Source organism: Pseudomonas sp., assembly GCF_036387035.1.
Taxonomy (GTDB): Bacteria; Pseudomonadota; Gammaproteobacteria; order Pseudomonadales; family Pseudomonadaceae; genus Aquipseudomonas.
This window is the reverse complement of record NZ_DASVUM010000170.1, coordinates 1-26,474: the sequence shown is the minus strand read 5'-3', so window position 1 is coordinate 26,474 and position 26,474 is coordinate 1. Positions and strand designations below refer to the sequence as shown.

Below are 26,474 nucleotides of genomic sequence, written 5' to 3'. Positions count from 1 at the left end.
TCCAACTTACTCAAACCCTTATGGAGCAAGGCCTGCGGGCACTTTTACCCACCTTATCCACAGTCAGGCATAGCATTTCTGGGGGCAACTCATCTCGCCCGGAACTCCCGGCATACGAGGCGTACAGGCCACTCAGACGATTTTTTTGCTTGACCGGCCATTAGCCATCTGCGTCCGATTTAGTGAGGACTTGGTCGTCTGGACAGGAATGCGCCCCCGAGACCAGAGATTGCGCTATCTACGGCACTCTTTCCAACGGTTGCACACAGACTTATCCACAGGCAGCCACTGCATAAAGACTGTATAAAAAACCAGCCACAACAACGTTGACAAACCTCACCAAAATGCCGGCCGAAACATCTGATCAAATATTGATCAGATGGCTGCAGGCCACGTAAATAAAGGCTTACAGCCAGCTGCTCCCAACTTATTCACAGTCACCTCCACAGTAAAACTGAACAAGTCAAAAGCGTGACAAAACAGCGATTTGCAGCGGCTATATGTCGCGTTTCAAGAACGTCCAAAAAATGTTTTCCACAATCTGGGTTCGCCATAAAAAAGCCCCGGGCGTCATCCGCCCGGGGCTTGTTTATACGACGTCGGTGATGGATCAGTGCCCGCCCAGATAGGCGTTCCTGACCTCCTCGTTGGTGAGCAATTCCTTACCCGTGCCGGTCAGACGAATCTCGCCGTTGACCATCACGTAGGCACGGTCTGACAGCTTCAGCGCATGGTTGGCGTTCTGCTCGACCAGGAAGATGGTCATGCCGGTTTGCGCCAGCTCACGCAGCGTCGCGAAGATCTGTTTGACGATGATCGGCGCCAGACCGAGGCTCGGCTCGTCCAGCAGCAGCAACTTCGGACGGCTCATCAATGCCCGCGCGATGGCGAGCATTTGCTGCTCGCCGCCGGACATGGTCATTGCGCGCTGATTGCGACGTTCCTTGAGCCGCGGGAACATCTCGAACATGCGCTGCATGTCTTCGCCGGCATGCTTGTCGCCGATGGGGATGGTGCCCATCATCAGGTTCTCTTCCACCGACATGTCCGGGAACACCCGGCGACCTTCCGGCGACTGAGCGATGCCGTTGGACGCGATGTAGTGCGACGACTTGTGGGTAATGTCAGTGCCCTGATAGATGATCTGGCCGCTGGCAGCGCGTGGCTGGCCGAAGATCGACATCAACAGCGTGGATTTCCCGGCGCCGTTGGAGCCGATCAGGCTGACCGTCTCGCCTTCATCAATGTGCATCGAGACTTTCTTCAGGGCTTGAATCGGCCCGTAGTACACGTCGATCTCTTTCAATTCGAGGATCGGCTTACTCATACCAACTCCTCTTCATCAGCGCCCAGGTACGCGGCAATCACTTTCGGATCGTTGCGGATCTGCTCCGGTTTGCCTCTGGCGATCACGTTGCCGTGGTCGAGCACGACAATGTCGTCGGAAATGCCCATCACCATGCCCATGTCGTGCTCGATCAGCACGATGGTCATGTCGTGATCGTCGCGCAGGTGCCGGATCATGCCGCTCAACGCCTCGGTTTCCTGAGGGTTCAAGCCGGCGGCCGGTTCGTCCAGACAGATAACCTGCGGCCGCGTGCACATCGCACGGGCGATCTCCAGACGGCGCTGCTGGCCGTAGGAAAGCTCGCCGGCCAGACGGTTGGCGCAGTCCACCAGATCCACCACTTCGAGCCAGTAGAACGCGGTGTTCATGGCATCGTCTTCGGCCTTGCGGTAAGCCTTGGTGTTCAGGATGCCGGCCAGCATGTTGCGGTTGACCCACATGTGCTGGGCGACCAGCAGGTTCTCGACGACGGACATTTCCTTGAACAGACGAATGTTCTGGAAGGTCCGCGCAAGCCCCGCGCGGTTCACCAGATGCGTGCCGCCAAACATTTTGTAGTAGAGCCGGCTGCCAAAGCGCTTCGGCGAAGCGAAGTCGGTGGCGCGAAACTGCTCGCCCAGCAGCTGGATGACGTTGGTTTTCTTGCCCCGCGCGTTGAGCTCGATGCGCCCGCCGGTGGCTCTATAAAAGCCGGTCAGGCAGTTGAACACGGTGGTCTTGCCTGCGCCATTCGGGCCGATCAGGGCGAAAATCGAGTTGCGCCGCACTTGCAGGCTGACGTCGCTGAGGGCCTTGATGCCACCGAAGTGCATCATCAGGTTTTCAACGGACAGAACGATTTCTTCGCTCATTACGCGCCCTCCACTTTGGCCAGCACGCCTTTGCGTGGCTGCACGCCCGTACGGCTGATGCGGATCAGCCCACGCGGACGCCAGATCATCATCAGCACCATGAGGATGCCGAACAGCAGCACGCGGTACTCAGCGAAGCTGCGCAGCAGCTCCGGCGCGACGGTCAGCACAAACGCCGCAATAACCACGCCGACGGTCGACCCCATGCCGCCGAGCACGACGATGGCGAGAATCAGCGCCGACTCGAAGAAGGTGAACGAGGTCGGGTTGACAAAGCCTTGATAGCTGGCGAAGAACACCCCGGCCAGACCGGCCGTCGAGGCGCCGATGGTGAAAGCAGAAAGCTTGACCAGCACGTGGTTCAGGCCCATTGAACGGCAGGCGATCTCATCTTCGCGCAGCGCTTCCCACGCCCGGCCGACTGGCATGCGGGTTAGGCGGTGTTTGACGTACAGCACTGCCAGCACCACCAAAAACAGCACGGTGTAGATGAAGATGAATTTCAGGTCCGGGTTGTATTCGAAGCCGAAGTACTCGTGAATCGGGATGCCGCCGTCTTTGGCGCGACGTCCGAATTCCAGGCCGAAGAAGGTCGGCGAAGGCACCGCCACGCCGTTCGGTCCGCCGGTGAACGACAGCCAGTTATTGAGCACCAGACGAATGATCTCGCCGAAGCCCAGCGTTACGATCGCCAGGTAGTCCCCATGCATGCGAAGTACAGGGAACCCCAGGATGCAGCCGGCAAGTGCCGCCGCAATTGCGGCCAACGGCAAGGCTGACCAGAACCCCAGGCCCAGGTACTGGTAGCCGAGCGCCAGACCGTAAGCGCCAATCGCATAAAAGGCCACGTACCCCAGATCAAGCAGACCGGCGAGGCCGACCACGATGTTCAGTCCCAGACCCAGCAGCACATAGATCAGCCCGAGGATCACCACGGTCAGCACGTACTTGTCGGCGAAGACCGGGAAGATCACCGCGATCAGAATCATCAGCGGAATGATGAATCGCAGGCGGGTCTTGTAGCCCGGAGGCAGCACATGCACGCCGGAGCCTGAGCTTTCGAAGCTCTGGGCGATGCTCACGCCTTTCGGCGTTTGCAGAAACAGGCTCATGAAGAAACGGCCGACAACGACCACGCCGACCAGCACGGCAACGCGCCCTGGCTGCAGGTTGAAGCCATAGCCGTCCAGCACGATGCCGACAATCGGGCCGAACACGATCAGCGCAAGCAGCCCGGCGATCACCGCGTCGATCAGGCTTTGTTTGATATCGATGGGTTTAGTAGGTGCAGACATGGTTATACCTTCGCCACGAGTGGGCGACCCAGCAGGCCTTGGGGACGGAAGATCAGAATCACTACCAGCAGGCCGAAACTGAACACATCTTTGTAGTCGGAGTTGATCAGACCGGAGAACTGCGACTCGGCAACCCCCAGGATCAGCCCGCCGAGCATGGCGCCTGGCAACGAACCGATGCCGCCCAATACCGCCGCAGTGAACGCCTTGATGCCGATAACGAACCCGGCGAAGAAGTCGAACGTGCCGTAGTTCATGGTGATCAGCACGCCAGCCAGGGCCGCCATGGCCGCACCAATCACAAACACGTAGGAAATCACGCGGTCGGTGTTGATGCCCAGAATCGACGCCATCTTGCGGTCCTGCTGCGTGGCACGGCACATCCGGCCCAGCTTGGTGTACTTGATGATGTAGGTCAAAACACCCATGCCGACGAACGCGGCGATCAGGATGAAGATCTTGGTGTAGGTGATCTGTACGAAACCGCTGCCGACATCGAAGCGCATGGCGCCTTCGAGCAGGGTCGGTACGCCTTGCTGGCGCGGGCCCTGAGCAATCTGCGCGTAGTTCTGCAGAATCAGGGAGATGCCGATCGCACTGATCAGCGGCGCCAGACGGGTCGAGTTGCGCAGCGGTTTGTACGCCACTCGCTCGATGACGAAGCCGTACACACCGGTCACCACGATGGTGAAGATCAGTGTGCCGAGAATCAGAAAGGGGAACGACTCAACGCCGAAAAACGACAGCACGGCCAGGCCGATGGCGGCGAGGTAGGCGGAGATCATGTACACGTCGCCGTGGGCGAAGTTGATCATGCCGATGATGCCGTAGACCATCGTGTAACCGATGGCGATCAGGCCATAAACCGAGCCCAGTGTCAGGCCGTTGACCATTTGCTGCAGGAAAATACCGTCCATCACGCACGCTCACGAACTTGAAAGGCCAACCTGGGGCGCGGCGACCAGTCCCTCGTGAGGAATAGAGCGGCGCACACAGTGGCAACAGAAGAAATCCGGCGCCGCCGTCAGACAACGCCGATTACCGGATCAGGCTGTTTCCCGGCTCACCCCCGGGAAACAGCCGATCCGACTAAGCGCTCAACTCACTTCTGCTTTTCGAGCTGGTGGTATTTGCCGTCCTTGTCCCACTGGTAAACCACGTAGTCAGAGACTTTCAGGTCGCCCTTGGTGTCCCAGGCTTTCTCGCCCATGACGGTTTTGACAGGGTGAGCCTTGAGGAACTTGGCAGCGTCTTCGCCTTTGTTCGACTTGGCGCCGTTGAAGCCGGCAGCCAAGGCCTGAACCGAAGCGTATGCGTAGAGGGTGTAGCCTTCTGGCTCATAGCCGGATTTGCGGAACTGCTCAACCACAGCCTTACTGTCTGGCAGCATGCGCGGGTCGGCGCCGAAGGTCATGTACACGCCATCGACGTATTGCGCGCCGCCCGCGGTGGTCACCAGTTCGTCAGTCACGACACCGTCGTCGGACATGAACTTGACGTCTTTGAGGCCTTGCTCACGCAGTTGGCGAACCAGTGGACCAGCTTCCGGGTGCAGGCCGCCGAAGTAGACGACGTCGGCGCCAACGGAGCGGATCTTGGTAACCAGCGCGCTGAAATCTTTCTCGCCGCGGGTAAGCCCCTCTTCCAGCACAGGCTTCACGCCGCGTGCAGTCAGCTGCTTGGCGGTGGCGTCGGCCAGGCCTTTGCCGTAGGTGTCTTTGTCGTTGATGACGGCGATCTTTTTGCCCTTGAGCACGTCGACGATGTAGTCGCCGGCCACGATGCCTTGCTGATCGTCACGACCGCACATACGGAACATGGCGCTCAGGCCACGCTCGGTGACGGTTGGGTTGGTGGAGCCTGGGGTGATCGCGATGATGCCGGCTTCGTCATAGACTTCCGATGCCGGGATGGTCGAGGAGGAGCAGAAGTGACCGACAACGCCAGCGACTTTGTCAGACGCCGCCTTGTTGGCAACGGCAACGGCCTGTTTCGGTTCGCAAGCATCGTCGTAGGCGGTCAAGACGATTTTATCGCCGTTGACGCCGCCCGCAGCGTTGATGGCATCGGCAGCTGCTTGAGCACCTTTCATGTACTGCTCGCCGAATGAGGCATTGGCGCCGGTCATCGGGCCCGCAACGCCAATCTTGATGTCGGCTGCCTGCGCGAATGAAGCCGCACCCATGGCAGTAGCCACCGCGAGTGCCAGAAAGCCTTTCCTGTAGAACGTCTGCGACATGAGTTGGTGCTCCTAGGTTTTTTTAATTAGCACTGCGACCACAGAGCTGCTGCGAGCAAGTGGCGTGCCATCGGTTTTTTATTCTGGAAAAAGCCGTCGTTTTTGTTCTTATGCGACTGATTTCTGCCCTTTTTCACAGGGCGTGCAACCGTCTAAACCGCGCGAGGTGCAACCTCGCGACTTTAAAAGAGCAACCCTTCGGAGCCAGGTGCGCAACCGCGCAGCGCGCGCCTGTACAACCCTGTTGTTACAGCGTGCGTCACCGAACTGCACACCGTCGGTGCGGGTCCGCTACGGGACGCACCATTTGAGGGTAGTGGATGAGGGGAAAAGCGTTGTTTTATGACAGAAATTTCTTCTCAGATGACAATTCTGAGGCATTGACCCGCATGGTATAGCGAAAAGCCAGCCTCATACAAAGCGCTGCGCACTCCGACGCCCGTCAGCGGACGCATCGGCGCAAAGGGGATAGGCAGCACGCTCGCGTTCCCGGTGCACAGATAATCGGCAAAGGCCTTGCCGACGACTGTGCCGGTGGTATTGCCGCGCCCGTTAAAACCCGTCACTGCGACCAGTCCTGGTGCAGGCTCGAACATCCGCAGCAGATGATCGGGCGTGAAGGCGATGCAACCGGTCCAGGTGCATTCCCAATCAACCGGCTTGAGGTAGGGGAAATAGTGCTGTTGGACGCGATCCGCCCACGCCTTCAGAAACCAGCCCGGCTTCTGATTGCCATTGCCCAGACTGCCCAGCAACAGCCGACCGTCGGCATCGCGACGAATGCTGCTCAGGACCTGCCGCGTATCCCAGGAGCCCTGCCCGCCCGGCAGGATTTGTTGCGCAGCGTCTTCGGTCAGCGGCGCCGAAGCCACTTGATAGTAGTAACCGGGAAAGAAGTTGCGCCGGAGGTCCGTCCACTCGCCCTCGGTGTAAGCGTTGGACGCGATGACGACTTGCTCGGCGAGCACCGCGCCGTTTTCAGTGATCACGCACCAGCGCGAGCCTTGACGCTCAAGACGTTTGACGGGCGAGTGATCGAAGCGCTGGCCACCCCGTTCGGTGACGGCGGCCGCCAGTCCGCTGGTGTAGGCCATGGGATTGATGGTGCCGGCACGGTGATCAAGTAACGCGGAAGTGATTTGAGTGGTGCCGGTCGCCGCCTGACGAGCCTTGCCCGTGAGCAACTCCACGGGAGCGCCGCGTCGCTTCCACTGTGCTTCCCGGCTGCGCAGGTCCAGCTCGCCCTTGCCGTTGTGCGCCATGTGCAGCGTACCTTTGCGCGTCGCCTGGCACTCGATGCCGTACTTTTCGATGAGGCTGAACACCAGCGACGGTGCATTGCCCAGCATGGTATTGAGCTGGCTGCCAATTGCCTCGCCGAACCCGGCTTCAATGTCGTCGGGAGGAATCCACAGTCCGGCATTAACCAGTCCTACGTTCCGGCCCGACCCGCCCTGTCCGGTGCGATGGGCTTCAACGACTGCGACCGTCTTGCCCTGCTCAAGCAAATGAATGGCCGCCGACAAACCCGTAATCCCAGCGCCGATGACGCACACATCGACCGTCACTTCCCCGTTCAACACGGGTGCTTCCGGCCGTTGCGGCGTCAGCGTTTCCCACAGACATTCTTCGCGTAGCGGCATCGCAAAACCTCGGAGAGAGACAGCCGGACCATTGATCATTCCCACGCTCCGCGTGGTACTGCATCGGTGCGCGCGGGTGGCTTGAACCTGTAGGAGCGTGGCTTGTCCCGCGATCGGCTGCATCGCAGTCGTCATTCAGTCTTAATCAGCTAATTCAGACAAACCCCCGACCATCCGAATCACTGCCGCTGCGCTCCAGATCAAGGGACCAGCCACGCTCCTGCACAAACCATCAATCAAACGTGATGCCCTGCGCCAGCGGCAGTTCGCGGGAGTAGTTCACGGTGGCGGTCTGGCGACGCATGTAGCCTTTCCAGGAATCCGAACCGGATTCGCGGCCGCCGCCGGTCTCTTTCTCGCCGCCGAACGCGCCACCGATCTCTGCACCACTCGGGCCAATGTTGACGTTGGCGATGCCGCAATCACTGCCCAGTGCCGAAATGAATTGCTCGGCCTCGCGCACATCGGTGGTGAAGATGCAGGAAGACAACCCTTGTGGCACGTCATTGTTCAGCCGTACCGCCTCGCTGAACGCCTCATAGCCGACCACGTACAGAATCGGCGCGAAGGTTTCGCTGCGCACCACATCGCTCTGCTCCGGCATCTCGACGATCGCCGGCGAGACGTAGTAAGCGTTAGGGAATTTATCTTCCAGTTGGCGCTTGCCACCGAACACCCTGCCGCCTTCGCTCAGTGCCTGTTCCAGCGCTTCCTGCATGTTCTCGTAGCTTTGCTTGTCGATCAGCGGACCGACCAGGTTGCCTTCCAGCGGATGACCGATGCGCACTTTGGCGTAGGCCGCTTTCAGGCGCTCAACGAATTCCACCTTCACCGACTCATGCGCGATAAGACGGCGCAGCGTGGTGCAGCGCTGGCCCGCCGTGCCAACAGCGCTGAACAGCACCGCGCGCACCGCCAGATCCAGGTCGGCGCTCGGGGTCAGAATCATCGCGTTGTTACCGCCCAACTCCAGAATGCTTCGAGCAAAACGTGCGGCGAGCTTCGGCGCCACTTCGCGGCCCATGCGCGTGCTGCCGGTGGCGCTGATCAGCGCGACGCGGGCATCATCGACCAACGTCTCGCCCGCTTCGCGGCCGCCGACGATGCATTGGGTGAGGTACGGGGGAGCATCTGAAAATTCGGCAGCGACTTTATCGAACAGCGCCTGGCAAGCCAGTGCAGTGAGCGGGGTCTTTTCTGACGGTTTCCAGATCACCGAGTTGCCGCAGACCAGCGCCAGGGCGGTGTTCCATGACCAGACGGCAACAGGAAAGTTGAATGCGCTGATAACGCCGACCACGCCCAGCGGATGCCAGGTTTCACGCATGTGGTGGCCCGGGCGCTCGGAAGCGATGGTCAGGCCGTACATCTGACGCGACAGGCCGACGGCGAAGTCGCAGATGTCGATCATTTCCTGCACTTCGCCCAGCCCTTCCTGAGTGATCTTGCCGGCTTCCCAAGACACCAGCTCGCCGAGGTCAGCCTTGTGCTTGCGCAACGCTTCACCGAACAGACGGATCAGCTCGCCGCGACGCGGCGCAGGCACCTTGCGCCAGGCTTCGAATGCGTGGTCGGCGCGGGTGATGCGCTGCTCGACCTCGGCCGCACCTTCCCAGCTCACCGACGCAACCTGGCTGCCATCGATCGGCGTGTAAACAGGCTTGTCGCCCTGTTGATAAAGCGCGGCATCGATACCGAGTCGGGTAAGCAGATCGTTGAGCATGGTTTCTCCTGAAACTGATCGTGAACGCAAAAGTGGAATGCCAAATTTCGGTTATTTCGTCAGCCTCTAGTAATAGCTGGCTGCAGACACCACAACAAACGACGATTAAGCGAGATATCATTCCGTTTTTTCATGCTGACGCTGAACGAGCTGAATATGCTGAGTAAACGCCATCTCCCGTCGGTTACCGCGCTGCAATGTTTTGAAGCGGTGACCCGTCACCTGAGTTTCACCCGCGCGGCCGAGGAGCTGAACCTCACGCAAAGCGCGGTCAGCAAGCAGGTCGCACAGCTGGAAGAACTGGTGCAGCACCTGTTGTTCCGAAGGGTCAGACGGCGCCTGCAACTGACGCCAGCGGGCGCGCTGTACCTGGGCGAGGTGCGCAAAGTGCTCACGCAGATGGAAATGTCGACGCACTTCCTGCGTTCCTACGGGGGCGAAACCGAAGTCCTGCGCGTGTCGACGCCCTCGACCTTCGGCGCGCGGTGGTTGGTGCCGCGATTGAAAGGCTGGCGGCTGCGTCATCCGCATATCCATCTGGATCTCGTAAACGAGCAGGAAAGCGATGATTTGGCGCAAAGCCGTTGCGACCTGTCGTTTTATTTCGGCGGTGGCGCCCGGCCTGGCGCCGAGAGTGTGAAGCTGTTCAGTGAAGAGCTGATCCCCGTCTGCGCCCCCGGCAGCCTGCCCGACCAACCCTTCAAAGACCCGACACAACTGACTGATCTGGTCCTGCTGCAAAGCGCGCACCGGCCGCAGGCTTGGCACGACTGGTTCGACAGTCAGGGCTACCAGACCGAGCACAGCTACCACGGGCCGCGCTTCGAAACGATCTATATGTGTATTCGTGCAGCGCAAGTGGGCTGCGGCGTTGCGCTGCTGCCCCGGTTTCTGGTTGAAGAAGAGTTGGCCGACGGCAAGCTGGTGATTCCATGGCCCCATGCCCTGCCCAGCCACGATGCGTATTACCTGGCGTACCCCGAGCACGCCGCGGAAGTGCCCAAGATTCGCGTGTTCGTGGAATGGATGCTCGAACAGCTCAACGAGCCGACGCCGCAGTGAAGACATTCCCGGCTAAAGCCGGTTCCACACGTTGGGCTCCAGCCAGTCCCACTGGATACACGCGATGCTTTTAGTGGGACCGGCTTCAGCCGGGAAGAGGCCCGTTTGCGCACCATCAAATCTGCGGTGTGACCACCGACGCCTTCCCGGCTAAAGCCGGTCCCACACGTTGGGGTCCAGCCAGCCCCATTGGATACACGTCATGCTTTTAGTGGGACCGGCTTCAGCCGGGAAGAGGCCAGTTTGCGCACGATCAAATCTGCGGTGTAACCACCGACGCCTTCCCGGCTAAAGCCGGTCCCACATTTGGAGTTCAGGCCAGCGCCTGGATTGGAGTTCGAGCCTGTCCTGCGAACCGCACGCAGCCAGCCGCTGAAACATTTCTGCCCCTCTTCCACGACGACTGGCATTATGTCGCCCATCGTCAAAAACAAACCGGACGTACCGCCACAGCGCTACCGCAAGGTTGTATGCGACACCCACTTGAATCCCCGGGCCGCATTTTGGCGGCCGCTGCTGGCTGGAGCGACACAATGAGTGAGAGCGCTTTCGCGGATCGCATCGTGCAGAATCTGCTCGATACCGACCTCTATAAGCTGAGCATGATGCAGGCCGTGCTGCACAACTACCCCAACGTCGAAGTGGAGTGGGAGTTTCGCTGCCGCAACGGTGAAGACCTCAGGCCGTATCTGACTGAAATCCGTCATCAGATCGAGCAGCTGTGCGACCTGTCGCTGAGTGTCGAAGAGACGGGTTTTCTCGAACGCATCAATTTCATGAAGCCCGACTTCCTGCGCTTCCTCGGGCTGTTCCGCTTCAACCTTCGCTACGTGCAGACCACCATCGAAAACGATGAACTCTGCATCCGTCTTTCCGGCCCCTGGCTGCACGTGATTCTCTTCGAAGTGCCCGTTCTGGCCATCGTCAGCGAAGTCCGTAACCGCCATCGCAACCCGGAAACCCTGCTGGCCCAGGCCCGCGATCAGCTGTACCGCAAGTTCGACTGGCTGACCGCAACTGCCACGGCCGATGAGCTGGCGGAATTGAAAGTGGCCGACTTCGGCACGCGCCGCCGCTTCTCTTACGCGGTGCAGGAAGACGTCGTTTCAGTGCTCAAAAAGGACTTCCCCGGCCAGTTTGTCGGCACCAGCAATGTGCATCTCGCGCGCAAATTCGACCTCAAGCCTCTGGGCACCATGGCCCATGAATGGATCATGGCGCACCAGCAACTCGGCCCGCGCCTGATCGACAGCCAGATCGCCGCCCTTGACTGCTGGGTGCGCGAATACCGTGGCCTGCTGGGTATCGCACTGACCGATTGCATCACCACCGATGCCTTCCTGAATGACTTCGATCTGTTTTTCGCCAAGCTCTTCGACGGCCTGCGTCACGACTCGGGCGACCCTGTGCAATGGGCCGAAAAATGCATCCGGCACTATCAAAAGCTGGGCATCGAGCCAATGAGTAAAACGCTGGTGTTCTCCGACGGGCTGAATCTGCCCAAAGCGCTGGAGATATTCCGCGCCTTGCGTGGTCGCATCAATGTCAGCTTCGGTATCGGCACCAATCTCACAGCGGACATACCCGGCATTCAGCCGATGAGCATCGTGCTGAAAATGACCGCGTGCGCTGGTCAGCCTGTTGCCAAGATTTCCGACGAGCCTGGCAAAACCCAGTGCAAGGACCCGGAGTTCGTGTCCTATCTGCGCCACGTGTTCAAGGTGCCAGCCTGAGTCGAGCACCGAACGCTGCTCTATTTCCATGCCATTCCTTTATTGCTCAAGGAGTCAACCATGCAAGACGTACAGCGCGAAATCGCCCGGCAGCTCAATGTCCAGCCGCCTTTTGCCAATGACGAAGCGCTGCAGGCGGAAGTCAGCCGTCGCGTGCAGTTCATCAAGGATTGCCTGCAAAACGCCCGTCTGAAGTCGCTGGTACTGGGCATCAGCGGAGGCATCGACTCGCTGACCGCAGGCCTGCTGGCCCAGCGTGCCATCCGTGAGCTGCGCGAAAGCACCGGCGATAACGCTTACACGTTCATCGCCGTGCGCCTTCCGTATCACATTCAGCAAGACGAAAGCGAAGCGACCGCGTCGGTGGATTTCATTAATGCCGACGAGCGTTATACCGTGGACATCGCGCCCTCGGTCAAAGCCATGGTCGAGCAGATCAAGGCTTTCGAGGGCCAGCCCGCCAGTACGGTCGACTTCGTCAAAGGCAACATCAAGGCCCGTGCCCGCATGGTTGCCCAGTACGCCATCGCCGGCGTGAAGGGCGGTCTGGTGATCGGCACTGACCATGCGGCTGAAGCGGTGATGGGCTTCTATACCAAGTTCGGCGACGGTGCTTGCGACCTCGCCCCGCTGAGCGGCCTGGTCAAGCATCAGGTTCGTGCAATTGCGCGCAGCTTTGGCGCGCCGGAGCATCTTGTGGAAAAGGTCCCGACCGCCGACCTGGAAGAGTTGACCCCCGGCAAACCGGACGAAGCGGCGCACGGCATCACCTATGCAGAGATCGATGCCTTCCTGCATGGCGAGCCCGTGAAGCAGGAAACCGCCGAGATTATTGTCAGCACCTACCACAAGACCCAGCACAAACGGGACCTGCCCTACGCGCCCTAAGCTGCGGTAGGGTTACGCCCCGATGGGCTTTGAATAAAAGCCCATCGGGCGACTGTAACGCTGCATTCAAAAACGGAATGAACCCGTTATTTCTTTTCGCTTGATGGCGCTCGCCATCGGGGCTTACATAGCGCTCTGACTTCCTGCCCAGAGCCGCTATCGATGACTGCTTTCCAAGGCCTTTTCACACTCGTTGCGTCCACCGTGGGCGAGCCCGCTGCGACATGGCTCGAACACCGTGTCGAGGTGCCGCAGGCGCTGGGCGGGTTTTCCTGGTCTGACGAAGCAATCCATCGCGTCTGGCTCGCCGAAGCGTTGAACCTGTGCCTGTTTCACAAACTGGTGGACGCAGTGCCCGATGGGCGTCGTTACGTGGACGAGCAAGTTGAGGGTGGCCGCAAAGTCGTCTTTGACCATGGCGCCATCCGCACCGTCGATTGGGCGGACAACGGCGAGCTGCCGCGCGGGCGTCTGGCATTCTCGCGACTGCTGGAGCCCTTGGGCTTCACCGATGTGCGCACCTACCCGCTGACCAAACTGAACATGACCGGTTGGGGCTATCGCCAGATGGACCTGCCGGAAGATATCGCCCAGTTCTTCGTTTCCGAGCTGCACCCGGGACGTCTCAGCCAGGCGTTTCAAGACGCCGTCGGGCGTGTCGTCGGTTCGAGCCGCGACCCGTTGGGCCCTGAAGACTTGAGCATATTAAGCCGCTTGCGCACGACCCGGCACTGCAGTGTCGCCGAAGCCACCCGCCTGCTCCCGGCGCTGTATCGTGCGTTTGGTCGCCAGCACGGCGTCGTCCGAGAAGATGATTACCGCCAGTTGCTTCGCGAAAGCGCGGAGATGGCCTGGATCGCCACCGAGGGCAACAGCTTCAATCACCTGACCGATCGGGTCGTGGACCTGGAGGCCACGGTGGCAGAGCAGAATCGTCTGGAGCGGCCCATGAAGGACAGCATCGAGGTGTCTGGTTCGGGGAGGGTCATGCAGACCGCCTACAAAGCATGCACCGTGAGCCGAGGGCTGTTGAACGCCGAGGGCGCCGTTGTGGCGCACAAGGTGCCGGGCTCATTCGTGGAATTCATTCAGCGCAAGATCGACCCTGACAACGGCAAGATCGATCTCAATTTCGACAGCAGCAATGCGCAGGGCATCTTCAAGATGACCGACTCAAAGCAGGCCTGATTTCACTTCAGCGTGACGGTGCCTTTCATCATGGCGATGTGGCCGGGGAACGAGCAGAAAAAGCCGTATTTTTCGGCCGGGTCCAGCTTGGAGACATCAAACGTCACCGAATCCGTCTCGCCGCCGCCGATGACTTTGGTGTGGGCAATCACCCGGGTGTCGCCCGCTTTCAGGTAATCCTTCTCAATGCCGACGCTCAGCCCGTCGGTCGCGATGGGCTGCATATCAGCTTCTTTACTGATGACCAGGTTATGGCCCATGACGGCCTTCGGCAGACTGCCCGAATGTTTCAGATTGACGGTGAACTGCTTGCAGCTCTTGTCGATTTCAATGGCTTTGGTGGTGAAGGACATCTGATCGGTGGAATCGACCTCGACCGAGCATTCGGCCGCCAGCAGGTGCCCACTGGCCAAAATCAGAACGGATGCAGCGACAAGCTTGCGAATCATGGTGCGTCTCCTGGTGGGGTAGCCTTAGATTTTGTATACAAAGACTGCCCTAAATTGAAACAATTTATCAACCGTTATTACCAAACCCGTCTGGGCAGCCTCTATCAGGGCCATCGAGACAATCAAACAGTCAGCGCTACGATGGCTGCATAAGATCGCCCTGTCACCCACCTTCAGGACGATCCCATGCAACTTTCCAGTATTTTCCGCAGCCTCCTTGCCGCTTACGCCTGTGGCGCATCCGGCAATTACGACCGTACCAGCCAGGATTACGGCGTGTATGACCGCCGTGTGTCCTGCGGCTAAGACCTGTACCGCCGGGCGTTTGAATACATCGATGAGTGCGTGGGAAAAATACCACGCCGGGTTTGCAGCATTCTCAGGCAGAATGTGCTGACTTATTGTCTGCCTCGAGGACTGCCCATGGCCAAACCCAACTATTCCTTCGCCAAACGCCAACGTGATCTGGCCAAAGAGCAAAAGAAAGAGGAAAAAGCACAGCGCAAGCAGGCCGAGAAGGCTGAAGCACTGGCTGGAGAAGGTGAAGTCGCAGACGGTGAAAACGCCGAAGGCTCCACTGATGTTGAGCGTGCTACCGAAGAAGGCTCCGCCGCAGTAAACGGCTCGGCCGAAGAAAAGCCTGCTGAGTGATCGTCTGATTCAGCGCAACGGGATGGATGAACGCGAAAATCTGTAGGAGTGAGCTCGCTCGCCATAGGATTTTCGCCATGATCCATCCATTGGCTGACACCCTCTGATAGCACGTCACGGCAAGTGCGACTAGCTCCCCGGCGACATCACCGTCCGCCTATCCCGCAATCGGCATCACGGTCACCCGCACTTCCGGGTCGTGGCTCCCGCCTCCCAGAATCACGCCCCGCAGCGGCGACACGTCAGAAAAATCCCTACCCCACGCCAGACTGATGTGTTCAAGCGCAGGCTGAACGTTATTGGTCGGATCGAAATCCACCCAACCCAGCTCCGGGCAGAACACCGACACCCACGCATGGGAAGCATCGGCGCCGATCAATCGTGGCTGGCCAGGCGGCGGCTGAGTCAGCAGATAGCCGCTTATGTACCGTGCTGCCAGACCGCGCGAGCGCAGGCACGCCAGCATCAAGTGGGCAAAGTCCTGGCAAACGCCACGGCGGGTTTCCAGCACCTGCACCAGCGGCGTCGCTACTTGGGTCGCCTCGCCATCAAACGTGAATTCCTCGAATATCTTCTCCATCAACGACTGTGCGCACAGCAGCATCGCCCGCCCTGCCGGAAAGCAACTGGCTGAGAACTCCACAAAGGTCTGCTTCAAGTGAACGTAAGGCGATTCGAAGCGATAGCGGCAAGCATCGAGGATATCCGGCGGCATGCTTGACGCACTGTAGGTCAGCCTGTGCTGCGCCTCATTCCAGGAAGCCGACGCGTTGAAATCCAGCCGCGGACGTTCCACCACCTCAACGCGCAAGCGCGCATTGACCTGCAGCTCGTCGTGGGGACGTTCGAACGCCAGGCGCGTCAACGGATTGCCAAACACGTCCAGCTCGTCTCGGCGTGTGGTCGGGGTGGGGCTGATGACCAGATGCTGCTCCAGACAACGCTGCCATGGGCTGCGTCGCGGCCACAGGTGCGCAAGTTGCTGCGCCAGGGAAACCGGGCTGTCGTATTTATAGTGCGTGTCGTGAAGGACCTGATAGTGGGCGCTGTTCATCAAACCGACACCGTGCGCTGACTGACATCATCGACGTGGGCAAAGTGACGCAGCGCAAGCCGGTCGGACACATGACCGCTGGTGTCGCCGATCGTTTGCAGCAAATCCGCCAGCCCGTGCAGCGCCGCCTTGACGCTGCTCTTGCCGAACAACCCCTCTTCCAGGCAGCCCGGATCAAAGGCCATCAGCCGCTGGATCAGGGCCGGGAGGCTGTTGTCCTGGGGCACACCGAATTCCTCGTTCATGCGCTTGATCGAGCGCGCTACCAATTTGAGCTGAAACAACACCGCGTGGGGGTTTTGATCGTCCAGCACCAGCAAATCGAGTACCGGGATAAGCTGCGGCACCGCCAGGTAACGCGAGCGGTAGGTGATGCCGCTGTTTCCCAGTTCCAGCAGCCCGTCCAGCGCATCCTGATGGAACACCGCCTCGCTTTGCAGGAACGCCGCCAGCGACGTGCATAGAAACTGCAAGCGCTCGATACGCCGTCCGATCATCAGAAAGCGCCAGCCCTCGTCGCGGGTCATGTCGTCCAGGGCAAACCCGGACAACGCCGCCAGCGACATCACCAGACGGTTGAGAAAATCCAGCAACTCACCGAAATCAGGGGTCTCGGTCTCCAGGCTCATCGCCTCGCGCTGCAATTCCACCAGCGCTTGCCAGTTCTCGCGGGACAACTTGCCGCGCACCTGCGACGCCGCCCACTGCAAGCGCTGCAAGTTGGAGCGCAGGCTGAACGGCCAATCGGCACCCAGCAACGCTTCGAGCAGACGCTCATGCAGCTCGCTCGGCTCTTCTTCGTCCTGAAGCGGCAAAAGATTCAGCCGTTCGGCCAGCTCGACCGAGGCTTGCAGGGCAACCGGATCATCGCCGTCGACATAGCGCGTGAGCATGATTCGCAGCAGGCGCGCGCTGTCATCGCATCGCTCGCAGTAGCGGCCGAACCAGAACAGGTTTTCCACCACCCGCGACGGCAGATACGGATCGCGGCGTATCAGGTCGTGCACGCCCAGCGAGTGACGATTCTTCCAGGGTTCGCTGCCCAGCGGCCGCTCTCCCAAAACCCAGGTGTCCTTGCTCGCCCCGCCGCGCTGCATCGACACCACATCGGCGTCGGCATCGGCGGCCACCCGGGTCAATCCGCCCGGCAGGACGCGGTAGCCATCGGCAGTGGCGACCGCGTACACGCGCATGCCAATGGCACGGGGTTGCAGTTGGCTGTCCTCGCCCTGCCAGACCGGTGCGTGGGATAACTGCGCCAGCTCCTGCGCAACGTAGGCATAAGGCCGGGCCTGCATGCGCGCAGCCAGGGCCTGGCGTTCCTCATCGCTCAGATCGCGGCCGAATACCGGGGCGAAGCTTTGGGACGGGAACGCGGGTTTGATGAGCAGCTCAGGCAGTTTTTCCAGGGCTTGCGCCAGCACCGGCGGCTCGCCGCACCACCACGTGGCGATTGATGGCAACAGCAGTTCTTCGCCAAACAGGTGCTCGTTGATTTTCGGCAGAAATCCCAGCAGCCCCGGCGACTCCAGCACGCCACTGCCCAGCGCGTTGGCGACGAGTACCCGCCCCTGTCGCACCGCTTGCAGCAAGCCCGGGACGCCCAGTGCGGAGTCTGTGCGCAGCTCAAGTGGATCGCAGAAATCGTCGTCCAGACGACGCATGATCGCGTGAACACGACGCAGCCCGCTGAGAGTCTTGAGGTAAACCGTCGCGTCGCGAACGGTCAGGTCCCCACCTTCAACCAGCGGATAGCCCAACTGCCCCGCCAGATAAAGATGCTCAAAATAGCTTTCGTTGAAACGCCCGGGCGTCAGCAGCACCACCAGCGGTGCTTCGTGGCTGGTGGGGGCCTGGCGCGCCAGGGTTTCCTGCAACGAGCGGAAGAAATTCGACAGGTGCTGGACTTCCAGGTCGCGGTACAGCTCGGGAAACGCCCGCGACACGATCAGCCGGTTTTCCAGCGCGTAACCTGCACCCGACGGCGCCTGGGTCCGGTCGGCGGTGACCCACCAACGACCATCGGGTGTCCGCGCCAAGTCCACCGCATACATATGCAGGAAGGTTCCTTCGGGCGGCGTCATGCCCTGACATGGCCAGAGGAAGTTGTTGTGGCCGAAGACCAGTTCTGCCGGCACCAGGCCTTCAGCGATCAACTTTTGGGGGCCGTAGAGATCGGCCAGCACGGCGTTGAGCAAACGCGCGCGCTGAGCAATGCCGGCCGCCAGTGGCTGCCACTCTTCGAGTGGAATCACGTGGGGCAGCATGTCCAGTTCCCAGGGCCGATCGGCACCCTTGGGGTCTGCGTAAACGTTGTAGGTGACGCCGTTTTCCTGAATCTGCCGCGCGAGCAGCGCCTGTCGCTGAATGAGCTGCGCAGGCGTGCTGCGCTGGAGGTGCTCGTACAGACGCTGCCAATGCGGCCGAACGGCGCCGCTGGCATCCAGCATCTCGTGATAGGTACCCGCCGTGAGCGGATATTGGTCAAGCAGGTCAGGCATGGAAGGCTCGGCAGACAACAAGAGGACTCGAATCAACAGCGCTTAGACTAGCGCAGACAACATGACACGCAGAGGCACTTTCCACGTTTTGAGTGTGCGACACGGCGACCTGACCCCACGTGAGGTCGCCGGCGCGCTACCGATGCAGGCGCAGGTCCAGGGTCATCGGCAGTTCATCGTTGAGGGTCAGTACCGGAACGTCCAGCTTTCCGGGGCTGTGACCTACCCGGAAGAACCGCGCCAGGCGCCGGCTCTCCGCTTCATTGGCGTTCACCGGAAGGGTTTCGTAATTGCGCCCGCCAGGATGGGCGACATGATACTCGCAGCCCCCCAGCGAGCGCTGCATCCAAGTGTCGAGGATGTCGAAAACCAACGGCGCGTGCACCGGAATCGTCGGCTGCAAGGCATTGGTCGGTTGCCAGGCGCGGTAACGCACCCCTGCGACGAACTCGCCCACCCGGCCGGTCGGCTGCAGCGGTACCGGCACGCCGTTGCAGGTGAGCATGTAACGCTGCGGCGGTAAGCCCGTGACTTTCAGCTGCAAACGCTCCAGCGACGAGTCCACGTAACGAACCGCCCCGCCCGCTGCGCCCTCCTCGCCCAACACGTGCCAAGGCTCCAGCGCCTGACGCAACTCCAGCTCGATGCCGCTCACGGCGTAGTCGCCGACTTTCGGAAAGCGAAACTCCAGATGCGCTGCGAACCACTGCGCGCGTACCGGGTACCCGGCGCTGTTGAGTTCTGTGATGACGTCGGCAAAATCTTGCTCGATGAAGTGCGGCAGCATAAAGCGGTCATGCAGCTCGGTCCCCCAGCGCGCCAGTTTCGCCGGTGCGTAGGGCTCGCGCCAGAAACGCGCGACCAGCGCCCGCAGCAGCAACTGTTGCGCAAGGCTCATCCGCGCGTGCGGCGGCATCTCGAATGCGCGCAGTTCCAGCAAGCCCAAACGGCCGGTGGCGCCGTCGGGCGAGTACAGCTTGTCGATGCAGAACTCGGCGCGATGGGTGTTGCCTGTCACGTCGATCAGCAGGTTGCGCAACAGCCGGTCCACCAGCCACGGCGCGCAGTCTTCGCCCTGCTCGGGCATCTGCGAAAAGGCGATTTCCAGCTCGTACAACGAGTCATTGCGCGCTTCATCGACACGCGGGGCCTGCGAGGTCGGACCGATGAACAGCCCGGAGAACAGGTAGGAGAGCGAGGGATGGTTATGCCAGTAGCTCAACAGGCTGCGCAGCAGGTCCGGACGACGCAGAAATGGCGAGTCGCCCGGCGTCGCGCCTCCAAGGACAAAATGGTTGCCCCCGCCCGTGCCGGTATGGCGCCCGTCGATCATGAACTTCTCAGTGGTGAGCCGCGTCTGGCGCGCCTGTTCGTAGAGAAACTCGGTGCGTTCGACCAGTTCGTCCCACGTCGACGACGGCTGCACGTTCACTTCGATGACGCCAGGGTCCGGCGTGATGCGGAAGTTCGCCAAACGCGGATCGCTCGGCGGCTCGTAACCTTCCAGCAATACCGGGCAGCCCATGTCCCCCGCCGTCGCTTCGATCGCCGCGACCAGTTCCAGGTAGGCCTCGAGGGATTGCAGCGGGGGCATGAACAGGTACAAACGCCCGTCTCGCGCCTCGGCACTCAGTGCGGTGCGGGTCAGCCAGTCGGCCGACTCGTCGATCTCGGGCTCGCGGTCGGCGCTCGGGGCGGCCTGCTCCGACAGGTTATCCAGTCGTGACCCCACCTCGTCACGATCGGGCAGTTCGGCAAAGGCCTGGTTATGGTCGGTCGGGTGGATATAAGGGTATTCAGCTGCCTTGACCCAAGGTTGCGAGGCCAACGGCAGACGATAGCCGAGCGCGGAATCCCCCGGCACCAGACGGCAGTGCTCGTCACGCAAGTACCAGCGGCCGCTCTGCCAGTGATCATCGGCGGCGGTGCGCGCCAGCGGCAGAACGTGGCCAATGACCGTGTCCAGCCCTTGGGAGAACACCTTGCGCAGGCGCGCGCGCTCAAGGGGGTCCTCGAGACGCGAGCCATCGGCGGTGACGTTTTTAGGCAGGGCACCCTCGCGCCACAGGTAATAGAACCTGTCTTCATAGGCCGGGAAAACGTAGCGCGTGGGCACCTTAAGTCGCTCGGCAACGCTGCGCAGGAAGCTGCCAGCCATCTCGCTGTCGGCGCCATAATCCCGAGTTTCGTCAGCCACCAGTGCGTTGTTGCGCCACACCGGCTGCCCGTCCCGGCGCCAGAAGCAGTTCAACGACCAGCGCGGCAATTGCTCACCGGGGTACCACTTGCCCTGACCAAAATGCACGATGCCCTGGGGCGCGTAATGCTCACGCATGCGCTGGTACAACTCGGCCGACAGCAAACGCTTTTTCGGACCCAGCGCGGCGGTGTTCCATTCATCGCCGTCACGGTCGTCGATGGACACAAACGTAGGCTCGCCGCCCATGGTCAGGCGCACGTCGTCGGCCAGCAGATCGCGGTCGATCTGACGCCCCAGCGCCTGAATGTCCACCCACTGTTCTTCGGTGTAGGGCTGGGTGACGCGCGGCGCCTCCCAGATACGCTGCACCGACATCTCGTGGCTGAACTCGGTTTTGCAGGGTTCGACCATCCCGCTGATTGGCGCCGCCGAAGAGGGCTCGGGGCTGCAGGCCAGCGGAATGTGTCCCTCACCGGCAAACAAGCCCGAGGTTGCGTCAAGGCCCACCCAGCCAGCGCCCGGCAGATACACCTCGCACCAGGCATGCAGGTCGGTGAAATCCACGTCAGTGCCGGACGGTCCATCCAGCGCTTTGACATCGGCCTTGAGCTGGATGAGGTACCCGGAAACAAACCGCGCCGCCAGGCCCAAGTGACGCAGCAACTGCACCAGCAGCCACGCCGAATCACGGCAGGAGCCTGAGGCGTTTTCGAGGGTGAACTCCGGCGTCTGAATGCCCGGCTCCATGCGGATCAGGTAACCGATGTCATTGGCCAGACGCTGGTTAAGGCCCACCAGAAAATCGATGGCCGGAATCGGCGTGCGGTCGATGCTGTCCAGATACGCCTGAAACCTGGGGGTCAGCGGCAGCTTTTCCAGATAGGGCTGCAGCTCGTGATGTTCTTCACGGGCATAGGTAAACGGAATCTTCTCGGCGTAGGGCTCCAGGAAGAAATCGAAGGGGTTGAACACCGCCATCTCGGCAACGAGGTCCACCTCAATGCGCAACTCGTCGGTCTTTTCCGGGAACACCAACCGCGCCAGGTAATTGCCTTGCGGGTCCTGTTGCCAGTTGATGAAGTGGTTTTGAGGCAAGACTTTGAGCGAGTACGACAACACGCGCGTACGGCTGTGAGCGGCCGGGCGCAAGCGCACGATTTGCGGACCCAGCTCTACCGCGCGTTCGTAGCGATAATGCGTGACGTGGTGCAAGGCAATGTGAATCGACACGGCGTGCCTCCTGCGAGCCTGGACGGTAACGGAGCTGCGCAAGACTTATGCCACCCCGGCAACTCAGGCGCCTGCGGCGTGGAGGATGCTTGCGCAGCCAGGCACGGCACCAAAATCGCGCCCGCCTCAACGAATGGTGCAAGGGTCGCACGGAAATGAGGCGGGTGGGGTTATTTGCGCTGGAATGCAAAACGCCAGCTCGAAAGCTGGCGTTTTGTCGGACCGAAAGGCGTTAGCGCGGGAACACCGGCTGACGCGTTGGCTTCTTGCCTTTGCCGGGTTTGGCCGCATCCGAGCGATCCTTGGCTGCCTGCTTGTTACGAGCCGCCGCTGCGGCCTTGGCCTCTTCACGCTTGTCCCACGGCTTGCTGCCGTCGCTGCCGCGCTGAGGCAAGCCGGTGTGCTGCGTCAGAATCTTGGTGGTCTTGGCGACCTTGTGGCTACCTGCCGGCGTCGAATTCTTGCGACGCGCGCTCTGGTAGCTGTCGGTCTCCGGCTGATGCAGCGGAATCAGCTGATGCTTGCCCGGCCCGATCAGATCGGCACGGCCCATACGCTCCAGCGCTTCACGCAGCATCGGCCAGCCCTTCGGATCGTGGTAGCGCAGAAACGCCTTGTGCAGACGGCGCTGCTCTTCGCTCTTGACGATGGTGACCGAATCGCTCTTGTACGTGACCTTGCGCAGCGGATTCTTGCCGGAGTGATACATCGCCGTCGCACTGGCCATCGGAGACGGATAGAACGCCTGCACCTGATCAGCGCGGAAACCATTGCCCTTGAGCCACAGCGCGAGGTTCATCATGTCTTCATCGGTCGTGCCCGGGTGCGCCGCAATGAAGTAGGGAATCAGGTACTGCTCTTTGCCCGCTTCCTTGGAGTACTTCTCGAACATGCGCTTGAAGCGGTCGTAACTGCCGATGCCCGGCTTCATCATCTGGTTGAGCGGACCTTCTTCGGTGTGCTCGGGCGCAATCTTCAAATAGCCGCCGACGTGGTGCGTCACCAGTTCCTTGACGTACTCGGGCGATTCGACGGCCAGGTCATAACGCAGACCGGAGGCGATGAGGATTTTCTTCACGCCAGGCAGTTCACGGGCGCTGCGGTACAGCTGAATCAAAGCCGAGTGATCGGTGTTCAGGTTCGGGCAGATGCCGGGGAACACGCACGACGGCTTGCGGCACGCCGATTCGATTTCCGGGCTCTTGCAGGCGATGCGATACATGTTCGCCGTCGGCCCGCCGAGGTCGGAAATCACGCCGGTGAAGCCGGGGACCTTGTCACGGATTTCTTCGATCTCGCGAATGATCGAATCGTGGGAACGGTTCTGGATGATCCGGCCTTCATGCTCGGTGATCGAGCAGAACGTACATCCGCCGAAGCAGCCACGCATGATGTTCACCGAGAAGCGGATCATGTCGTAGGCCGGGATCTTTTCCTTGCCGTATACCGGGTGAGGAATACGCGCGTAAGGCATGCCGAACACGTAGTCCATCTCTTCAGTAGTCATCGGAATGGGCGGCGGGTTGAACCAGACGTCGACCTCGCCATGCTTCTGGACCAAGGCACGGGCGTTGCCGGGGTTGGTCTCCAGGTGCAATACGCGGTTGGCGTGGGCATACAGAACCGCGTCGCCGCGCACTTTTTCCATCGACGGCAAACGGATGACCGTCTTGTCGCGGGTCATGCGCGGACTGGCCAGAATTTGCACGACCTTCGCTTCGTTCGGATCCTCGACGTCGCCCTTTTCCTGCTCAATGGCACAGGCCTGGGTATCTTGAGTGTTCACGTACGGGTTGATGATCTTGTCGATCTTGCCCGGCCGGTCGATACGCGTGGAGTCGACTTCGTACCAGCCTTCCGGCGTGTCGCGACGAATGAACGCCGTGCCACGCACGTCCGTGATGCTCTCGATCGTTTCGCCATAGGACAGGCGCGTCGCCACTTCGACGATGGCGCGCTCGGCGTTGCCGTACAGCAGGATGTCGGCGCAAGCGTCGATCAGGATCGAGTTGCGAACCTTGTCCTGCCAGTAGTCGTAATGCGCGATGCGGCGCAGCGACGCTTCGATCCCGCCCAGAACGATGGGCACGTTCTTGTAGGCTTCCTTGCAGCGCTGGCTATAGACGAGACTCGCGCGATCAGGACGCTTGCCCGCCATACCGCCGGGCGTGTAAGCATCGTCGGAGCGAATCTTTTTGTCGGCGGTGTAACGGTTGATCATCGAATCCATATTGCCGGCAGCCACGCCGAAGAACAGGTTCGGCTCGCCGAGCTTCATGAAGTCGTCTTTTGACTTCCAGTCGGGCTGCGCAATGATCCCGACGCGGAAGCCTTGCGACTCCAGCAGCCGGCCAATGATTGCCATGCCAAACGAGGGGTGATCGACGTAGGCGTCGCCCGTGACAATGATGATGTCGCAGGAATCCCAGCCAAGCTGATCCATTTCTTCCCGGCTCATTGGCAGGAAAGGCGCGGGGCCAAAACATTCGGCCCAGTACTTCGGATAGTCAAATAACGGCTTGGCTGCTTGCATATCGATGACCAGTGTTCGTGTCAGGGGGCGATTTCACGGGGAAATTCGCGGGCGCGGAGAATAGCACAAATTTTGATCAAATCCGACTACGCAGGTCGGAATTGCGATCGGCATCAATCGCGGTGCACAGCCCTGTTTATTCATCATCATCAAAATTGTAACTGCCCGGCGCGAGGTTCTCGAAGCGGGTGTACTTGCCGATGAAGGCCAGCCGGATAAACCCGATCGGGCCGTTCCGCTGCTTGCCGATGATGATTTCAGCGATGCCCTTGTGTTCGGTCTCGGGGTGATACACCTCATCCCGGTACACGAACATGATGACGTCGGCGTCCTGCTCGATCGCTCCGGATTCACGCAAGTCGGAGTTCACCGGGCGCTTGTTGGGGCGTTGCTCAAGGGAGCGGTTGAGCTGGGAGAGCGCGACCACCGGGCAATTGAATTCTTTGGCCAGCGCTTTCAGGGAACGAGATATCTCCGAAATCTCGTTCGTCCGGTTATCGCCGCTTGAGCCAGGGATCTGCATCAACTGCAGGTAGTCGATCATGATCATGCCGATTTCGCCATGCTCACGGACCAGACGGCGTGTGCGCGCACGCATCTCCGACGGGCTGATGCCCGCCGTGTCGTCGATGAACAGCTTGCGATCGTTGAGCAGGTTGACCGCCGAGGTCAGGCGCGGCCAGTCGTCGTCATCGAGCTGACCGGAACGCACCTTGGTCTGGTCGATGCGGCCCAGCGACGAAAGCATACGCATGATCAGCGATTCGCCCGGCATCTCCAGCGAATAGACCAGCACCACCTTGTCGCTGCGCAGCACTGCGTTTTCAACCAGGTTCATCGCGAAGGTGGTCTTACCCATCGATGGACGGCCGGCGACGATGATCAAGTCCGATTGCTGCAGACCGCTGGTTTTTTCATCAAGGTCGGCGTAGCCAGTGGATAGGCCGGTAATGCCGTCGCCGATGTTGAACAGCGTATCAATGCGGTCAATCGCCCGGGTCAGCAGGTCATTGACGCTGACCGGGCCGCCCGTCTTGGGCCGCGCTTCGGCAATCTGAAAGATCTGCCGCTCCGCCTCGTCGAGGATCTCTTCAGCCGTACGCCCCTCCGGGTTGAACGCGCTGTCGGCGATCTCGGTGCTGATGCCGATCAACTGGCGCAGCGTCGCGCGCTGACGAACGATCTGGGCGTATGCCTTGATGTTGGCAACAGACGGGATGTTCTTTGCCAGCTCGGACAAGTAGCCCAAGCCACCGACCTGTGAGGTCTGCCCCTCTTTGTCCAGTTGCTCAGCCAGGGTCACGACGTCTATCGGCTGGTTCTGATCCGCCAGCTTGGCGATGGCGCGGAATATCAAACGGTGGTCATGACGATAGAAATCGCCATCCGACACCTGATCAAGCACGCGCTCCCAGGCGTTGTTGTCCAGCATCAGACCACCGAGCACAGCCTGTTCGGCCTCGATGGAGTGCGGCGGCACCTTCAGGGCAGCGGTTTGCAGATCATATTGCTCGGGGGCGGAGATATCGTTCATGACCACTCAGAATCAGGGGTTTTGAAAACCAGGGTACAGAAAGACAAAGGGCACGACCTGTAAACAGGATCGTGCCCGATGTTAATCCTCTGGCGAGCAAGTCGCCAGACGATCACGTACTGCTTAAGCAGCCACCACAACAACGCGTACGGTTGCTTCTACGTCGCTGTGCAGGTGCACGGCTACGTCGAATTCGCCAACGTTGCGGATGGTGCCGTTCGGCAGACGAACTTCGCTTTTTGCAACTTCAACGCCAGAGGCGGTCAGTGCATCAGCGATGTCGTGGGTGCCGATCGAACCGAACAGCTTGCCTTCGTCACCGGCGGTGGCAGTGATAGTCACTTCCAGCTCA

At 60.5% G+C, this 26,474-nt stretch carries 19 protein-coding genes; 5 read left to right on the top strand and 14 right to left on the bottom strand.

Annotated features, from left to right (window positions below; genetic code table 11):
* Window positions 1-610: 610 nt before the first annotated feature.
* The 7 genes from VF672_RS16455 to VF672_RS16425 form a co-directional block, all read right to left on the bottom strand.
* Window positions 611-1,327 (bottom strand): ABC transporter ATP-binding protein, encoded by a 717-nt coding sequence (locus VF672_RS16455; protein WP_074891389.1) that lies wholly within the window; start codon window positions 1,325-1,327, stop codon window positions 611-613.
* Window positions 1,324-2,199 (bottom strand): ABC transporter ATP-binding protein, encoded by an 876-nt coding sequence (locus tag VF672_RS16450; RefSeq protein ID WP_331105627.1) that lies wholly within the window; start codon window positions 2,197-2,199, stop codon window positions 1,324-1,326. Before VF672_RS16450 ends, VF672_RS16455 begins: the two co-directional genes overlap by 4 nt.
* Window positions 2,199-3,494 (bottom strand): high-affinity branched-chain amino acid ABC transporter permease LivM, encoded by a 1,296-nt coding sequence (livM, locus tag VF672_RS16445; RefSeq protein WP_331105626.1) that lies wholly within the window; start codon window positions 3,492-3,494, stop codon window positions 2,199-2,201. The genes VF672_RS16450 and livM overlap by 1 nt, the downstream gene beginning before the upstream one ends.
* A 2-nt stretch (window positions 3,495-3,496) precedes the next feature.
* On the bottom strand, window positions 3,497-4,411 hold the full coding sequence (locus VF672_RS16440; protein WP_037015668.1) for an ABC transporter permease subunit: 915 nt from the start codon (window positions 4,409-4,411) through the stop codon (window positions 3,497-3,499).
* Between the two features lie 185 nt (window positions 4,412-4,596).
* Window positions 4,597-5,733, bottom strand: coding sequence for an ABC transporter substrate-binding protein (locus VF672_RS16435; protein ID WP_122625637.1), 1,137 nt, complete (start codon window positions 5,731-5,733; stop codon window positions 4,597-4,599).
* 359 nt (window positions 5,734-6,092) lie between these two features.
* Window positions 6,093-7,376, bottom strand: coding sequence for an FAD-binding oxidoreductase (locus VF672_RS16430; protein ID WP_331105625.1), 1,284 nt, complete (start codon window positions 7,374-7,376; stop codon window positions 6,093-6,095).
* A gap of 232 nt (window positions 7,377-7,608) precedes the next feature.
* Window positions 7,609-9,099, bottom strand: coding sequence for an aldehyde dehydrogenase family protein (locus tag VF672_RS16425; RefSeq protein WP_331105624.1), 1,491 nt, complete (start codon window positions 9,097-9,099; stop codon window positions 7,609-7,611).
* 156 nt (window positions 9,100-9,255) lie between these two features.
* Here VF672_RS16425 and VF672_RS16420 point away from each other — a divergent pair, with 156 nt between their 5' ends.
* The 4 genes from VF672_RS16420 (at window position 9,256) to VF672_RS16405 (ending at window position 13,970) form a co-directional block, all read left to right on the top strand.
* Entirely contained in the window at window positions 9,256-10,161 is a 906-nt protein-coding gene (locus tag VF672_RS16420) for a LysR family transcriptional regulator (protein ID WP_331105623.1), read from the top strand.
* Window positions 10,162-10,694: 533 nt separating this feature from the next.
* Window positions 10,695-11,894, top strand: a complete 1,200-nt coding sequence (gene pncB / locus VF672_RS16415; protein ID WP_331105622.1) for a nicotinate phosphoribosyltransferase — start codon at window positions 10,695-10,697, stop codon at window positions 11,892-11,894.
* Window positions 11,895-11,954: 60 nt separating this feature from the next.
* Entirely contained in the window at window positions 11,955-12,782 is an 828-nt protein-coding gene (nadE, locus tag VF672_RS16410; protein WP_331105621.1) for an ammonia-dependent NAD(+) synthetase, read from the top strand.
* Window positions 12,783-12,944: 162 nt separating this feature from the next.
* Window positions 12,945-13,970 (top strand): DUF1338 domain-containing protein, encoded by a 1,026-nt coding sequence (locus VF672_RS16405; RefSeq protein ID WP_331105620.1) that lies wholly within the window; start codon window positions 12,945-12,947, stop codon window positions 13,968-13,970.
* A 2-nt stretch (window positions 13,971-13,972) separates the two neighbouring features.
* Here VF672_RS16405 and azu read toward each other — a convergent pair whose 3' ends face one another.
* Entirely contained in the window at window positions 13,973-14,419 is a 447-nt protein-coding gene (azu, locus tag VF672_RS16400; RefSeq protein ID WP_331105619.1) for an azurin, read from the bottom strand.
* A 423-nt stretch (window positions 14,420-14,842) separates the two neighbouring features.
* Between azu and VF672_RS16395 the strand changes: the two genes are divergently transcribed.
* The gene (locus tag VF672_RS16395; protein ID WP_331105618.1) at window positions 14,843-15,070 is read left to right on the top strand and encodes a hypothetical protein; all 228 of its coding nucleotides are present in this window, start codon (window positions 14,843-14,845) and stop codon (window positions 15,068-15,070) included.
* Between the two features lie 157 nt (window positions 15,071-15,227).
* Here the strand turns inward: VF672_RS16395 and VF672_RS16390 are convergent, their stop codons facing one another.
* From VF672_RS16390 to rplI, 6 genes are all read right to left on the bottom strand, one after another.
* A complete protein-coding gene (locus VF672_RS16390; protein ID WP_331105617.1) occupies window positions 15,228-16,124 on the bottom strand; it encodes a transglutaminase family protein in 897 nt (298 codons plus the stop codon).
* Window positions 16,124-18,625, bottom strand: a complete 2,502-nt coding sequence (locus VF672_RS16385) for a circularly permuted type 2 ATP-grasp protein (RefSeq protein WP_331105616.1) — start codon at window positions 18,623-18,625, stop codon at window positions 16,124-16,126. The genes VF672_RS16390 and VF672_RS16385 overlap by 1 nt, the downstream gene beginning before the upstream one ends.
* Before the next feature lie 136 nt (window positions 18,626-18,761).
* The gene (locus tag VF672_RS16380) at window positions 18,762-22,055 is read right to left on the bottom strand and encodes a transglutaminase family protein (RefSeq protein ID WP_331105615.1); all 3,294 of its coding nucleotides are present in this window, start codon (window positions 22,053-22,055) and stop codon (window positions 18,762-18,764) included.
* A 232-nt stretch (window positions 22,056-22,287) separates the two neighbouring features.
* Complete coding sequence (locus tag VF672_RS16375) at window positions 22,288-24,588, bottom strand: YgiQ family radical SAM protein (RefSeq protein WP_331105614.1); 2,301 nt, start codon at window positions 24,586-24,588, stop codon at window positions 22,288-22,290.
* 136 nt (window positions 24,589-24,724) lie between these two features.
* On the bottom strand, window positions 24,725-26,122 hold the full coding sequence (gene dnaB / locus VF672_RS16370) for a replicative DNA helicase (protein WP_331105613.1): 1,398 nt from the start codon (window positions 26,120-26,122) through the stop codon (window positions 24,725-24,727).
* Window positions 26,123-26,245: 123 nt separating this feature from the next.
* A partial coding sequence (gene rplI / locus VF672_RS16365) for a 50S ribosomal protein L9 (RefSeq protein ID WP_331105612.1) occupies window positions 26,246-26,474 on the bottom strand: 229 nt, incomplete at its 5' end.

Excerpts from the sequence above, each read along its gene's own strand:
- VF672_RS16385 (WP_331105616.1), bottom strand. The coding sequence starts at position 18,625 with ATGCCTGACCTGCTTGACCAATATCCGCTCACGGCGGGTACCTATCAC.
- VF672_RS16450 (WP_331105627.1), bottom strand. The coding sequence starts at position 2,199 with ATGAGCGAAGAAATCGTTCTGTCCGTTGAAAACCTGATGATGCACTTC.
- VF672_RS16425 (WP_331105624.1), bottom strand. The coding sequence starts at position 9,099 with ATGCTCAACGATCTGCTTACCCGACTCGGTATCGATGCCGCGCTTTAT.
- VF672_RS16455 (WP_074891389.1), bottom strand. The coding sequence starts at position 1,327 with ATGAGTAAGCCGATCCTCGAATTGAAAGAGATCGACGTGTACTACGGG.
- VF672_RS16430 (WP_331105625.1), bottom strand. The coding sequence starts at position 7,376 with ATGCCGCTACGCGAAGAATGTCTGTGGGAAACGCTGACGCCGCAACGG.
- VF672_RS16435 (WP_122625637.1), bottom strand. The coding sequence starts at position 5,733 with ATGTCGCAGACGTTCTACAGGAAAGGCTTTCTGGCACTCGCGGTGGCT.
- VF672_RS16405 (WP_331105620.1), top strand. The coding sequence starts at position 12,945 with ATGACTGCTTTCCAAGGCCTTTTCACACTCGTTGCGTCCACCGTGGGC.
- pncB (WP_331105622.1), top strand. The coding sequence starts at position 10,695 with ATGAGTGAGAGCGCTTTCGCGGATCGCATCGTGCAGAATCTGCTCGAT.
- VF672_RS16420 (WP_331105623.1), top strand. The coding sequence starts at position 9,256 with ATGCTGAGTAAACGCCATCTCCCGTCGGTTACCGCGCTGCAATGTTTT.
- dnaB (WP_331105613.1), bottom strand. The coding sequence starts at position 26,122 with ATGAACGATATCTCCGCCCCCGAGCAATATGATCTGCAAACCGCTGCC.
- VF672_RS16395 (WP_331105618.1), top strand. The coding sequence starts at position 14,843 with ATGGCCAAACCCAACTATTCCTTCGCCAAACGCCAACGTGATCTGGCC.
- VF672_RS16390 (WP_331105617.1), bottom strand. The coding sequence starts at position 16,124 with ATGAACAGCGCCCACTATCAGGTCCTTCACGACACGCACTATAAATAC.
- livM (WP_331105626.1), bottom strand. The coding sequence starts at position 3,494 with ATGTCTGCACCTACTAAACCCATCGATATCAAACAAAGCCTGATCGAC.
- VF672_RS16440 (WP_037015668.1), bottom strand. The coding sequence starts at position 4,411 with ATGGACGGTATTTTCCTGCAGCAAATGGTCAACGGCCTGACACTGGGC.
- azu (WP_331105619.1), bottom strand. The coding sequence starts at position 14,419 with ATGATTCGCAAGCTTGTCGCTGCATCCGTTCTGATTTTGGCCAGTGGG.
- nadE (WP_331105621.1), top strand. The coding sequence starts at position 11,955 with ATGCAAGACGTACAGCGCGAAATCGCCCGGCAGCTCAATGTCCAGCCG.
- VF672_RS16375 (WP_331105614.1), bottom strand. The coding sequence starts at position 24,588 with ATGCAAGCAGCCAAGCCGTTATTTGACTATCCGAAGTACTGGGCCGAA.